Annotated in this window: 12 protein-coding genes; 1 reads left to right on the forward strand and 11 read right to left on the reverse strand. The window is 58.4% G+C overall.

Translation table 11 applies throughout. The annotated features are described in order from the left end of the window. Positions 1–38: 38 nt before the first annotated feature. From lpdA to sdhC, 7 genes are all read right to left on the reverse strand, one after another. Positions 39–1,475 (reverse strand): dihydrolipoyl dehydrogenase, encoded by a 1,437-nt coding sequence (gene lpdA / locus C6382_RS16570; RefSeq protein WP_107025469.1) that lies wholly within the window; start codon positions 1,473–1,475, stop codon positions 39–41. 90 nt (positions 1,476–1,565) lie between these two features. Beyond that, positions 1,566–2,777, reverse strand: coding sequence for a 2-oxoglutarate dehydrogenase complex dihydrolipoyllysine-residue succinyltransferase (gene odhB, locus C6382_RS16575; RefSeq protein ID WP_107025470.1), 1,212 nt, complete (start codon positions 2,775–2,777; stop codon positions 1,566–1,568). Positions 2,778–2,819: 42 nt separating this feature from the next. Continuing rightward, complete coding sequence (locus tag C6382_RS16580) at positions 2,820–5,651, reverse strand: 2-oxoglutarate dehydrogenase E1 component (protein ID WP_107025471.1); 2,832 nt, start codon at positions 5,649–5,651, stop codon at positions 2,820–2,822. A 246-nt stretch (positions 5,652–5,897) separates the two neighbouring features. Beyond that, positions 5,898–6,602: a succinate dehydrogenase iron-sulfur subunit gene (locus C6382_RS16585; RefSeq protein ID WP_107025472.1), complete on the reverse strand. Its 705-nt coding sequence runs from the start codon at positions 6,600–6,602 to the stop codon at positions 5,898–5,900. Between the two features lie 12 nt (positions 6,603–6,614). Beyond that, positions 6,615–8,387: a succinate dehydrogenase flavoprotein subunit gene (sdhA, locus tag C6382_RS16590; protein WP_107025473.1), complete on the reverse strand. Its 1,773-nt coding sequence runs from the start codon at positions 8,385–8,387 to the stop codon at positions 6,615–6,617. Between the two features lie 3 nt (positions 8,388–8,390). After that, positions 8,391–8,759, reverse strand: coding sequence for a succinate dehydrogenase, hydrophobic membrane anchor protein (gene sdhD / locus C6382_RS16595; RefSeq protein ID WP_028945358.1), 369 nt, complete (start codon positions 8,757–8,759; stop codon positions 8,391–8,393). Next, positions 8,753–9,139, reverse strand: coding sequence for a succinate dehydrogenase, cytochrome b556 subunit (sdhC, locus tag C6382_RS16600; protein ID WP_174446946.1), 387 nt, complete (start codon positions 9,137–9,139; stop codon positions 8,753–8,755). Before sdhC ends, sdhD begins: the two co-directional genes overlap by 7 nt. A gap of 350 nt (positions 9,140–9,489) precedes the next feature. On the opposite strand from sdhC, the gene gltA reads away from it, so the two are divergent. Further along, a complete protein-coding gene (gene gltA, locus C6382_RS16605; RefSeq protein WP_028945360.1) occupies positions 9,490–10,779 on the forward strand; it encodes a citrate synthase in 1,290 nt (429 codons plus the stop codon). A 148-nt stretch (positions 10,780–10,927) separates the two neighbouring features. Here the strand turns inward: gltA and C6382_RS16610 are convergent, their stop codons facing one another. The 4 genes from C6382_RS16610 to C6382_RS16625 form a co-directional block, all read right to left on the reverse strand. After that, on the reverse strand, positions 10,928–11,533 hold the full coding sequence (locus C6382_RS16610; RefSeq protein ID WP_107025474.1) for an START domain-containing protein: 606 nt from the start codon (positions 11,531–11,533) through the stop codon (positions 10,928–10,930). Between the two features lie 32 nt (positions 11,534–11,565). Then, a complete protein-coding gene (locus C6382_RS16615) occupies positions 11,566–11,820 on the reverse strand; it encodes a YkgJ family cysteine cluster protein (RefSeq protein ID WP_107025475.1) in 255 nt (84 codons plus the stop codon). 128 nt (positions 11,821–11,948) lie between these two features. Beyond that, positions 11,949–12,326, reverse strand: a complete 378-nt coding sequence (locus tag C6382_RS16620) for a translation initiation factor 2 (RefSeq protein WP_107025476.1) — start codon at positions 12,324–12,326, stop codon at positions 11,949–11,951. 75 nt (positions 12,327–12,401) lie between these two features. Beyond that, a complete protein-coding gene (locus C6382_RS16625; protein ID WP_107025477.1) occupies positions 12,402–13,847 on the reverse strand; it encodes a PLP-dependent aminotransferase family protein in 1,446 nt (481 codons plus the stop codon). Positions 13,848–13,985: the final 138 nt, after the last annotated feature.

Raw genomic sequence — 13,985 nt, forward strand, 5'->3', positions numbered from 1 at the left:
AGACTCACGACGGGCCACCCGCCGTGGTTTCTTATTGTTTAACGCTTCTTACGGTTGGCTACGTGAATGGCACCGCCATTCACAGCCAGCGCGGCTTCATGCAGCGCTTCGGACAGGGTCGGATGGGAGAAAACCATCATGCCCAGGTCTTCGGCGCTGGTGCCGAATTCCATTGCGATTGCACCCTGCTGCACCAATTCGGCAGCCGATGGGCCAATCACGTGTACACCCAGAACGCGGTCGGTCTTGGCATCGGCGATGACCTTGACGAAACCACCGGTGTCGTTGGCAGCCATCGCACGGCCGCTGGCCGCGAACGGGAAGGTGCCCACGTTAACCTCAACGCCTTCAGCCTTCAAGGTTTGTTCGGTTTTACCGACCCACGCGATTTCCGGGTGAGTGTAGATAACCGACGGGATCAGGTCGTAGTTCATCTGGGCTTTGTGGCCCTTGATGCGCTCGACAACCATGATGCCCTCTTCCGAGGCCTTGTGCGCCAGCATCATGCCACGCACCACGTCACCGATGGCGTAAACGCCCGGTACGCTGGTCGCGCAATGGTCATCAACGAAGATGAAACCACGTTCGTCGATGGTCACGCCGCTGTCGGCAGCCAGCAGATCGGTAGTCACTGGACGACGGCCGACGGCAACGATCAGCTTGTCGAAGGTGATCTTCTGTTCACCATTGGCATCGGTGTAGGTCACTTCGACTTCAGCGCCGTTGACCTTGGAACCGGTGACGCGAGCGCCCAGCTTGATGTCCAGACCTTGCTTGGTCAGGGTCTTCAGGGCTTCCTTGGAGACGGCAGTGTCAGCCGCCATCAGGAAGGTGTCCAACGCTTCCAGAACGGTAACTTCTGCGCCCAGACGAGCCCAGACCGAACCCAGCTCCAGACCGATAACGCCAGCACCGATAACGCCCAGGCGCTTAGGTACGGCCTGGAATTCCAGGGCACCGGTGGAGTCGACGATGACGTTCTGGTCGACCGGAGCCGGCGGAATGTCGATCGGACGCGAGCCGGAAGCCAGGATCACGTTTTCGGCTTCGATGATTTCGGTGGTGCCGTCAGCCTTGGTGACTTCGACTTTCTTGCCGGCCAGCAGTTTGCCGTGGCCCTGGATCGAAGTAACGCCGTTGGCCTTGAACAGAGTGGCTACGCCGCCGGTCAGGTTCTTGACGATGCCAGCCTTGCGGCCAACCATCGCCGCGACGTCCATTTTGACTTCGCCGGTGGAGATACCGTGGACGTTGAAGCTCTCTTTGGCTTCCTTGTACTTCCAGGAGCTGTCCAGCAGCGCCTTGGACGGAATGCAACCCACGTTCAGGCAGGTACCGCCGAGGGCCAGTTTGCCTTCGCCGTCAGTGTACTTCTCGATACAGGCGGTGCTCAGACCGAGTTGCGCGGCCTTGATAGCAGCTACGTAGCCGCCAGGACCTGCGCCAATCACTACCACGTCGAATTTCTGGGTCATAAAAGATTCCTTTTAGCTTCAAGCGGCAAGCCTCAAGCGGCAAGCAGCGTAGCCCTCAGGGGCCCGCCGCTTGCCGCTCGCGGCTGCGTTTTAGATGTCCAGCAGCAGACGAGCCGGGTCTTCCAGCAGGTTCTTGATGGTCACCAGGAAGGTCACGGCTTCTTTACCGTCGATCAGGCGGTGATCATAGGACAGTGCCAGGTACATCATCGGACGGATCACGACCTGACCATTGACGGCCATAGGACGCTGGATGATGTTGTGCATGCCCAGGATAGCGGCCTGCGGCGGGTTGACGATCGGCGTCGACATCATCGAACCGAAGGTACCACCGTTGGTGATGGTGAAAGTACCGCCGGTCATTTCGTCGATCGACAGTTTGCCGTCACGTGCTTTTTTGCCGAAGGTAGCGATGCCGTTCTCGATTTCAGCCAGGCTCATCAGCTCGGCGTTACGCAGAACCGGTACCACCAGGCCGCGGTCGCTGGATACGGCAACGCCGATGTCCGCATAACCGTGGTAAACGATGTCGGAACCGTCGATCGAAGCGTTGACAGCCGGGAAGCGCTTCAGTGCTTCGGTAGCAGCCTTGACGAAGAACGACATGAAGCCCAGGCGTACGCCGTTGTGGGTCTTCTCGAACAGGTCCTTGTACTTCGAACGCAGCGCCATGACTTCGGTCATGTCGACTTCGTTGAAGGTGGTCAGCATGGCCATGTTCGACTGTGCTTCAACCAGGCGCTTGGCCACGGTTGCACGCACACGGGTCATCGGCACGCGCTTCTCGGTACGATCGCCAGTAGCAACGATCGGCGCAGCAGCGGCAGGCTTGGCAGCTGGAGCGGCAGCCGGAGCGGATTTCTTCGCTTCGATGGCAGCTACAACGTCTTCCTTGGTGATACGACCGTCTTTGCCGGTGCCCTTGATGCTGTTCAGCGCGATGCCGTTCTCTTCGGCCAGCTTGCGAGCAGCTGGAGCGCCGATGGCGTCTTCGTCGCCAGCAGCGGCAGGGGCAACAGCGGCAGCCGGAGCGGCGGCAGCGACAGGCGCTACGGCGGCAACGCCACCTTCTTCGATCGAGCCCAGAACTTCGTCGGAGAGGACGGTTTCGCCCTCGCCTTTGACGATAGCGCCCAGTACGCCGTCGGCGGTAGCCAGTACTTCCAGAACGACTTTGTCGGTCTCGATGTCGACGATCAGCTCGTCACGCTTGACGGCTTCGCCCGGCTGCTTGTGCCAGGTGGCAACGGTGCCATCGGCAACCGATTCCGGGAAAGTAGGGGCTTTGATCTCGATAGCCATTATCAGTGGTTCCTTAAATTCGGTTTCTGGTGCGCGATGGCATTAAACAGTGAAGGCATCTTGCAGCAGTTTTTCCTGCTGCTCGGCGTGCATCGAAGCGTAACCACAGGCTGGTGCTGCCGAAGCATCACGACCGGCGTATTCCAGAACCAGCTCTTTATTGTGGCGGGTCAGGATACGACGCATGTGGTGCTGGCTGCTGTACCAGGCGCCCTGGTTCATCGGCTCTTCCTGGCACCACACCACATCCTTGAGATTGGAGTACGGCGCGAGGATCTCGACCAGATCGTCCTCAGGGAACGGATACAGTTGCTCGATACGCACGACAGCGATGTCTTCGCGGCCTTCGGCACGGCGTTTTTCCAGCAGATCGTAGTAGACCTTGCCGCTGCACAGGACCAGGCGAGTGACCTTTTTCGGATCGAGAGTATCGATTTCCGGGATCACCGTCTGGAACGAGCCTTCGGCCAGTTCTTCCAGGGTCGAGATGGCCAGCTTGTGGCGCAGCAGCGACTTTGGCGTCAGCACGATCAGCGGCTTGCGCAGCGGACGGATGACCTGACGACGCAGCAGGTGGTAGATCTGAGCCGGCGTGGTCGGTACGCAAACCTGGACGTTGTGCTCGGCGCACAGCTGCAGGTAACGCTCCAGACGTGCCGAAGAGTGTTCAGGCCCCTGCCCTTCATAACCGTGTGGCAGCAGCATGGTCAGACCGCACAGACGGCCCCACTTGTGCTCGCCGCTGGTTATGAACTGGTCGACAACCACCTGGGCACCGTTGGCGAAGTCGCCGAACTGGGCTTCCCAGATCACCAGCGCGTTTGGCGTGGTGGTGGAGTAGCCGTATTCGAAGGCCAGTACCGCTTCTTCCGACAGGAAGGAGTCGTACAGGTCGAACTTAGGCTGATCGGCGTACAGGTTCTGCAGTGGCAGGTAGGTGCTGGCGTCTTTCTGGTTGTGCAATACCGCATGGCGGTGGGAGAAAGTGCCGCGACCGATATCCTGACCCGTCATGCGGATCGGATGACCTTCAAACAGCAGGGTCGCATAGGCCATGGTTTCGGCGTAGCCCCAGTTGATCGGCAAGCCACCGGCCTGCATCTTCTGGCGATCTTCGTAGATCTTCGAAACCTGACGCTGAACCACGAAACCTTCTGGCAGTTCCAGCAGCTTGGCCGACAGTTCCTGCAGGGTCTTGAGGTCGAAACGCGTGTCGTGACGCGCGGTCCAGGTGTGACCCAGGTACGGACGCCAGTCAACGAACAGTTCTTTGTTCGGCTCTTTGACCAGGCTCTTTACTACGTGCAGACCGTTGTCCAGCGCGTTGCGGTACTCGTCGACCTTGGCCTGGACGCGTGCAGCATCAAGACTGCCCGACTTGGTCAGAACTTCGGCGTACAGCTCACGAGTAGTGCGCTGCTTGGCGATCTGCTGGTACATCAGCGGCTGGGTGCCGTTCGGCTCGTCGGCCTCGTTGTGGCCACGACGACGATAGCAGACCATGTCGATGACCACGTCACGCTTGAACTGCATGCGGTAGTCAACTGCCAGCTGGGTCACGAACAGCACCGCCTCTGGGTCATCACCGTTCACGTGCAGGATCGGCGCCTGAATCATTTTGGCGACGTCTGTAGCGTATTCGGTGGAACGCGAGTCCAGCGGGTTGCTGATGGTGAAACCGACCTGGTTGTTGATCACGATGTGCACGGTACCGCCGGTCTTGAAACCGCGGGTCTGCGACATCTGGAAGGTTTCCATGACCACGCCTTGACCGGCGAATGCCGCGTCACCGTGGATGGAAATCGGCAGTACCTTGTCGCCAACGGTGTCGTTGCGACGGTCCTGACGGGCGCGCACCGAACCTTCAACCACTGGCGAGACGATTTCCAGGTGCGAAGGGTTGAACGCCATGGCCAGGTGAACTTCACCACCGGCGGTCATCACGTTGGACGAGAAGCCCTGGTGGTATTTAACGTCACCGGAACCCAGCTCGACCTTCTTCTTGCCTTCGAACTCGTCGAACAGCTCACGCGGGTTCTTGCCAAAGGTGTTGACCAGCACGTTCAGACGGCCGCGGTGGGCCATGCCGATGACAACTTCCTTGGTACCGTAGGAGCCGGAACGCTGAATCAGCTCGTCCAGCATCGGAATCAGGCTTTCGCCGCCTTCCAGGCCGAAACGCTTGGTGCCCGGGTATTTGGTACCCAGGTACTTTTCCAGACCTTCTGCTGCGGTCACACGCTCAAGCAGGTGGCTCTGGACATCCGCGGAGAAAGCCGGGCGGCCACGAACGCTCTCCAGACGCTGCTGGAACCAGCTGCGCTGCTCGGAATCGACGATGTGGGTAAATTCGGCGCCAATGGTGCGGCAATATGTCTGCTGCAAAGCGTCGAAAATTTCGCGTAGGCTCGCTTCCTCTTTGCCGATGAACAGGTCGCCGGCACGGAAGGTCGTATCAAGATCGGCATTGGTCAAGCCGTAGTGATTGATCGACAGGTCTACTGGCGCAGGGCGCTGCCACAACCCCAGGGGGTCGAGCTTGGCAGCTTGGTGGCCGCGCATACGGTAAGCCTGGATCAGTCGCAGAACTTCAACCTGCTTCTTCTCGTGTTCACTGCTCACGCTCCCGGCAGAAACCGGTTGAGCGCGGCGCTGGTTCTTTGCCAGCAGTACGAAATGGTCGCGGATTGTAGAGTGCGATACATCGGTAGCGGTGCTGCCTTCGGCGGGCAACTTCTGGAAGTAAGTGCGCCACTCTTCTGGCACAGCGTTAGGGTCGTGCAGGTAAAGCTCGTAGAGCTCTTCCACATATGCAGCGTTACCACCTGAAAGGTGGGCGCTTTCCCACATGCGCTGCATCACGCTTTCTTGCATGCTTGGTCACCCTCGGTTAGGGGACGGATCGGCGAGAGCCATAGCAAGCCTGGAAAAGTCCCAATGCAGCGACCGAACCAAGCCACCAAGGATCCCACAGATTTTCCGGGTACCAGCCCGGAAGCCCCTGCTGGTCTCATATCTTCATAGGTAAAAGCTCAGGCTTTTTGGGCCCTCGCTCGGGTTTCACCTTGGTGCGGGCAAAGGCCCGCACCTCGGCGTGCTACGGGTACAACATTTTAAAAATCAGACACCGCTCTGCAGCAACATGTTACGTACGTGGCCGATTGCCTTGGTCGGGTTCAGACCTTTAGGGCAAACGTTGACGCAGTTCATGATCCCGCGGCAGCGGAATACGCTGAACGGGTCGTCCAGCGAAGCCAGACGCTCCTGGGTCTTGGTGTCACGGCTGTCGGCCAGGAAACGATAGGCCTGCAACAGTGCAGCTGGACCGAGGAACTTGTCAGGGTTCCACCAGAACGATGGGCAAGAGGTCGAGCAGCAAGCGCACAGGATGCACTCGTACAGACCGTCCAGCTTCTCACGCTCTTCCGGCGACTGCAGACGCTCGATGGCCGGAGCCGGCGTGTCGTTCTGCAGGAATGGCTTCACCTTCTCGTACTGCTTATAGAAGATGCTCATATCGACGACCAGGTCACGAATGACCGGCAATCCAGGCAGCGGACGGATGATCAGCTTGTTACGCTTGACCACTGCCGACAGCGGCGTGATGCAGGCCAGGCCGTTCTTGCCGTTGATGTTCATACCGTCGGAGCCGCAAACACCTTCGCGGCAAGAACGACGATACGAGAAACCTTCATCCTGTTCTTTGATCAGCGCCAAGACATCCAGCACCATCAAGTCCTTACCACCGGTATCGACCTGGAACGTCTGCATCTTCGGCGCAGCGTCGGTATCGGGGTTGTAACGATAGACTTCGACTTGCAACATAGCGACCACCCCTTAGTAAGTCCGGACTTTTGGCTCGAACGCCGGTACGGTTTTCGGCGCGAAGTTGACGGCGCGCTTGGCAACGCGTTTTTCGCCCGGGAAGTACAGGGTGTGGCACAGCCAGTTTTCGTCGTCACGGTCTTCGAAGTCTTCACGGGCGTGGGCACCGCGGGACTCTTTACGAACTTCTGCAGCGATTGCAGTGGCCTCAGCGACTTCCAGCAGGTTCTGCAGCTCCAGCGCTTCGATACGCGCAGTGTTGAAGGCCTGGGACTTGTCGTTGATCTTGACGTTGGCGATACGCTCACGCAGTTGCGCCAGCTGCTCGATACCCTTCTGCATGTATTCGCCAGTACGGAATACACCGAAGTAGTTCTGCATGCAGCTTTGCAGCTCGCGACGCAGGGTAGCCACGTCTTCACCAGTGCTGCGCTCGTTGAGCTTGTTCAGGCGGCTCAGGGCAACATCGATATCGGTGTCGCTGGCGTCGAGGTATTCGATACCGTCGGACAGCGCTTTTTCCAGGTGCAGGCCAGCAGCACGGCCGAAGACAACCAGGTCGAGCAGCGAGTTGCCGCCCAGACGGTTGGCACCGTGAACCGATACGCACGCCACTTCACCTACCGCGAACAGCCCCGGGATGATCTGGTCAACGCCATCGGCGTTCTGAGTCATCGCCTGGCCATGAATGTTGGTGGCAACGCCGCCCATCATGTAGTGGCAGGTTGGAACAACAGGAACCGGCGCGACGACAGGGTCGACGTGAGCGAAAGTCTTGGACAGCTCGCAGATGCCTGGCAGGCGGCTGTGCAGTACTTCTTCGCCCAGGTGGTCGAGCTTGAGCATCACGTGGTCGCCATTAGGGCCACAGCCGTTACCGGCGATGATCTCTTTAACCATGGAACGGGCTACAACGTCACGACCGGCAAGGTCTTTGGCGTTTGGCGCATAACGCTCCATGAAACGCTCGCCATGCTTGTTGATCAGGTAACCACCTTCACCACGGCAACCTTCGGTAACCAGTACACCGGCGCCGGCGATGCCAGTCGGGTGGAACTGCCACATCTCGATGTCCTGGACCGGAACGCCTGCACGCAGCGCCATGCCGATACCGTCACCGGTATTGATCAGGGCGTTGGTGGTGGAGGAGTAGATACGGCCTGCACCGCCAGTAGCCAATACGGTGGCCTTGGCTTTGATGTACAGGGTTTCGCCGGTTTCGATGCAGATCGCGATCACACCGACGAACGCGCCCTCCTGGTTTTTCACCAGGTCTACGGCGTAGTACTCGTTCAGGAAGGTGGTGCCTGCTTTCAGGTTGCCCTGGTACAGGGTGTGCAGCAGCGCGTGACCGGTACGGTCGGAAGCGGCACAGGTACGGGCGGCCTGGCCACCTTTACCGTAGTCTTTGGACTGACCACCGAACGGACGCTGATAGATACGACCGGTTTCGGTGCGCGAGAACGGCAGACCCATGTGGTCCAGTTCGAAGACCGCAGCAGGGCCTTCCTGACACATGTATTCGATAGCGTCCTGGTCACCGATGTAGTCGGAGCCTTTGACGGTATCGTACATGTGCCAGCGCCAGTCATCGTTCGGGTCGGCCGAAGCGATGGCGCAGGTGATGCCACCCTGGGCCGATACGGTATGCGAACGGGTCGGAAAGACCTTGGTGATCACGGCAGTCTTGTGACCACCCTGAGCCAGCTGCAGCGCAGCGCGCATGCCGGCACCACCACCACCAATAATGATGGCGTCGAATGTAATCGTAGGAATGTTAGCCATGAATCAGATACCCCAGAGAATCTGCACACCCCAGACGAAGTACGCGAACATCGCGACACCACATACCGCCTGGAACAGGAAACGTACGGCAGTCGCCGACTTGCCCAGCGCCATCGGCGTCAGGTAGTCGGTTGCGATGGTCCACATGCCGACCCAGGCGTGAGCGCCCAGGGCAACCAGTGCCAGCAGACTGAAAATACGCATCGCGTTGTTGGAGAACAGAGCGTGCCACTGGGCAAACTCGATGCCCGGGTGCGCGACCAGGTATCCGATCAGGAAAATGAAATAAGCCGCGAGAACGACCGCAGAAACGCGCTGCGCCATCCAGTCATAGAGGCCCGAACGCGAGAGGTTCGTGACGTTGGTTACCATATCCAAACTCCTGCCAGCACGATCACCACCACAGAGACGGCGATGATAATTTTCGAGCCCAGTCTTCCGCCTTCCAGCGTTTCACCGATGCCCATGTCCATGATCAAGTGGCGCACACCGGCTACCAAGTGATACAGCAAGGCGGACAGGAGGCCCCATGCCACGAATTTGGCCAGCGGACTGGTCAAGCATGCCTTCACCTCGGCGAAACCTTCCTCCGAACCCAGGGATTTGCCCAATGCATAAAGCATGATGCCAAGGCCCAGGAAGAGGATGATGCCGGAAACACGGTGAAGAAATGACGTAACGCCGGTAATGGGGAGTTTGATGGTCCTTAGGTCTAGGTTTACAGGTCGTTGGCTTTTCACGGCTTTTTTCACACTGAAGAGCCCCTAGCAAGCAGGGCAAAGTTGTTGGTAAGTGTACTGGTCAGGTACCCACCACCCAGGGAGTGACGACCCCAGCAACACGGGCTTGCAAGCCCCTGGCGGTCGGGGGCCGATTATAGACAGTTAGGCTACTAATGACAACGCAAGCCCCTAGCCCAAATAGCGCATTGCCTTTAGCGGACAAAAGGCGTAAACGGGCGGTAATTTCGAGGAAAAACCGCGCCCAAAGCCCATTACAACCGTGCTTTAGGCAAATTGACATTCGAATTTATCTCACTATAGTGGTGCGGGCCCTGCGTGGGGGGTCTGTCTGATGATTTCAAGCATTAATAGGAGGCCACATGGCTGACAAAAAAGCGCAGTTGGTCATCGAGGGCGCAGCCCCCGTCGAGCTGCCCATTTTAACCGGCACCGTTGGTCCCGATGTTATCGACGTTAGAGGGTTGGGGGCCACGGGTCACTTCACTTTCGACCCTGGTTTCATGGCGACCGCATCCTGCGAGTCGAAGATCACTTATATCGACGGCGACAAGGGTATCCTGCTGCACCGCGGCTACCCGATCGAACAGCTCGCTGAAAAATCCGATTACCTCGAGACCTGCTACTTGCTGCTCAACGGCGAACTGCCGAATGCCGAGCAGAAGGCCCAGTTCGTCAGCACCGTGAAAAATCACACCATGGTGCATGAGCAGTTGAAGTCCTTCTTCAACGGCTTCCGCCGCGACGCCCACCCGATGGCCGTCATGTGCGGTGTGGTCGGCGCCCTGTCGGCGTTCTACCACGACTCGCTGGACATCAATAACCCGCAGCACCGCGAAATCTCCGCGGTTCGCCTGGTCGCCAAGATGCCGACCCTGGCGGCGATGGTGTACAAGTACTCCATGGGTCAACCCATGATGTACCCGCGCAACGACCTGTCGTACGCGGAAAACTTCCTGCATATGATGTTCAACACCCCGTGCGAGATCAAACCGATCAGCCCGGTACTGGCCAAGGCAATGGACCGGATCTTCATCCTCCACGCCGACCACGAACAGAACGCCTCGACCTCCACCGTCCGCCTGGCCGGCTCCTCGGGTGCCAACCCGTTCGCCTGTATCGCTGCCGGTATCGCCGCACTCTGGGGCCCGGCGCATGGCGGCGCCAACGAAGCCGTACTGACCATGCTCGATGAAATCGGCGATGTCTCGAACATCGACACGTTCATCGCCAAGGCCAAAGACAAGAACGATCCGTTCAAGCTGATGGGCTTCGGTCACCGCGTTTACAAGAACCGTGACCCACGCGCCACCGTGATGAAGCAGACCTGCGACGAAGTCCTGCGCGAGCTGGGCATCAAGAACGACCCGCAGCTGGAACTGGCCATGCGCCTGGAAGAGATCGCCCTGACCGATCCGTACTTCATCGAGCGCTCGCTGTACCCGAACGTCGACTTCTACTCGGGGATCATCCTCAAGGCGATCGGCATTCCAACCAGTATGTTCACCGTGATCTTCGCCCTGGCGCGTACCGTCGGCTGGATCTCGCACTGGAAAGAAATGCTTTCCAGCCCGTACAAGATTGGCCGTCCGCGTCAGCTGTACACCGGCTACGAGTCGCGTGACATCACCAAGCTGGAAGACCGCAAGTAAGCCCTGCGCTGAACACGAAAAAAGGCTGCCCTCGGGCAGCCTTTTTATTGGTGCAATCCTTGTAGGAGCCGGCCTTGCCGGCGATGGCTCACAAAGCGACCCTACAGTTTCGCGGCCTTCGTTAAACTGGCGATCTGTACTTACCGAGTCAAGGCTTCTCAGCCTTCGCCTTCAACGCTTTCAAGGTATTGAACGGCGCATCCACCACAAACTTGTTCGCCACCATCGACGGCACGCTGCCACCTGGCTCGGTGTGCACCTGGTAAGTTACCTCGGTACCACCTTCTTTGGGCTGCAGCTTCCAGAAACCCTGAACCTTGGCCACGCGCACAAAGCCCTTTTCTTCAGGCAGATACTTCGGCACACCTTCAAGCTTGCGGGTCAAGCTGCCATCAGCTTCCTCAGTGGTGGTGACGTGCAGAATGGAGTCGCGCGGGGTGACCGGCCATGGCGTATTGAACTGCGTGTAAGACCAGCTCTGATTGCCCTCGATCTTGAGCAGATTTTGCGACTTGCACTGATGAATCCAGGCGCAAGCACCCACGACGTCTTCCTGCAGGGCCCTGACTTTTGCCAGCGGCGCCTTGATCAGCGTTACGCCGCGATAAGCCTTGTAGTCGGAACCGGCAACCTCAGCCAGATCGACCTTGATCCCATCTTCGTTCCTGGCCTGCTTCCAGCTCTCGGCATGGGCCAGCGGCAGCAGCGCCACACTAAGCCCCATGACCAGTGCCACTCGCTTAAACGATCCCATTCTATTGTTCCTTATTGTCGAAGATCCACGTTTCAAGCCGCCGTCATTTGCTCCAGCCATCCCAGGATCCTGATCGCCTCATCGCGATCACTGCCGCATACGTCAACATCGGCCTTGAAGCCGCCACACACCGCAGGTCGCTCGGGCTTGCCGAACAACCCGCACAGGTTAGCGAGCGACAGATGCAGACAACGCTCACCCGCTGGCTTGCCCTTGGGCATACCCGGAATCGGTGAGCTGATGGAGGGCGCGATGCAGCAAGCGCCACATCCTTCACGGCAATTCATGACAACACAATCCTCGGTACAGCAAATGATCAATGAATCGAAATAGTAACCGCTTAAACGGTCGTTTGAAATTGCTGAAAACATGAAAACTCACGTGACCGGCCATGACTGACGGGTCAGTACGACAACTATTGTTTGAACTCGAATTCGATCGCCGCCCCTTCGATATCCTGCTGGCGAGCATCATTACGCAACTGCAGCTGCATTTCGTTGTTCAGCAGGCGGCCGTTGAGCTGAAACGGGCTGTCAGACGGGGGCTTCTCACCAAACAGATAGGGCAACAAAGGCCTGGGCGTAGACGCCGGATCCTGGGTCGCCGGCTTGAGATCTTTGACCATATCGACCGGTAAACGCAGGTCGAGTTTTGCTGCTGGCAGCGCTGCCGGCGCAGCTTTGCCCTGTTTCGTCGGCGTAGCAGCAACTGGTGTCTGAGCCGTCGCACTGCCGTTGCCTGCCAGCAAGCCCAGAAAACACAGGAACAGACCAACCCGAGACAAGGCTTTCATATACACCGAAAATCATCTGCAAATATGTATATGCTCCTCGCTCCCGAGAGGACTGGCAAGCTTACGGCACAATACCTAGAAAAAGTTTGCCACCCCCGACTCCTGACACAGTTGACCGGCCAACATACCCAAGGTCATCAAGGCGCGTTCCGCTTCGCGATTCCAGGGAATCCCGCAATTCAGGCGGATGCAGTGGTTGAACTGCTCGGTATTACTGAATATCAGCCCCGGTGCGATACTGATCCCCTGCTGCAGCGCCCGCACATGCAGCTCCTGGGTATTGACCCGCCCAGGCAGGCTCACCCAGAGAATGAAACCACCGGTCGGCCGGGTCATTTGTGTGCCTTCAGGGAAATGCTGCTGCACCGCCAACTGATAGGCGCTGAGGTTTTTCCGGTACTCCTGGCGGATATAACGCAAGTGCCGATCGTAGCCGCCATTCTCAAGATACGAGGCCACCCCCATCTGCGTCACACTGCAGGCCGAATGCGTGGTGAAGGTCTGCAAGCGCTGGATTTCCGCCTGGTATTTACCGGCAATCATCCAGCCAATACGCACCCCGGGCGACAAGGTCTTGGAAAAGCTTGAGCAATAAATCACCCGCCCCAAGCGATCAAAGGCCTTGAGCGCTTTGGTCTTGCCCTGTTCAAACATCAATTCGCCGTAAATATCGTCTTCGACAATCTGGATATCGAAGTCCGAAGCCAGGCGCAGCAATTGCTTCTGCCGATCTTCCGGAATCGTACCACCGAGCGGGTTGCTCAGCCGCGCGGTCAATACCAACGCCTTGATCGACCACTGATTGGCCGCAAGCTGCAGCGCCTCCAGACTGATGCCGGTAGACGGATCACTGGGAATCTCGATGACTTTCAGCCCCAACAGATCGGCCAATTGCAGCAAACCATAATAAGTCGGTGATTCGGCGGCAATCAGATCACCCGGCTTGGTCAACACCCGTAGCGACATCTGCAGCGCATCGACGCAACCATGGGTGACCACTACCTCACTGGGATCAACTACGACGCCGGCATCACGCATGCGGATGGCGATCTGCCGACGCAAAGGCTCAAAGCCCGGGCTGAACATATAGCTGAAAGCCCGCGGACTATGAAAACGGGTGACCTTGGCCAGTTGCTGATGCAGTGCCCGCACCGGCAAATAGTCGACATGAGGTACCGCCGCCCCGAACGGGAACACACCGTCACGCCGCGCTTCGGCCAGTACTTGCTGGATGATGCTGCTACGGGTGACCAGACCGGGGCGTTCGACCCGGGCGATATCCGGGGTCTGCGCAGTCAGCGCCGGGGTCTGGTGCACATAATAGCCAGACTGCGGACGAGCCCGGATCAGCCCCTGGTCTTCCAGGTTGGCATAGGCCTGCAGCACCGTGGCATGGCTGACATTGAGCTGCGAACTCATCTTGCGTACCGACGGCACCCGCTCACCCGGCTGATAGACACCACGACGAATGTCTTCGGCCAGTTGCTGGGCGATGCGCTGGTAGAGCAACAGGTTGGTCATGATCGGTTCTCGACACGCAGGCAATGTAATTATTGTTTTACGACTCGAAGCTCGAGCCAGAATACCGGAACAGTTGCAAAGTGTACTGGGACAGATTGAAGAATAGTCGACAATACAGTTGCGTGACAGCCCCCCGCC

It is taken from the genome of Pseudomonas sp. BBP2017, assembly GCF_003024385.1.
Classification (GTDB): Bacteria; Pseudomonadota; Gammaproteobacteria; order Pseudomonadales; family Pseudomonadaceae; genus Aquipseudomonas.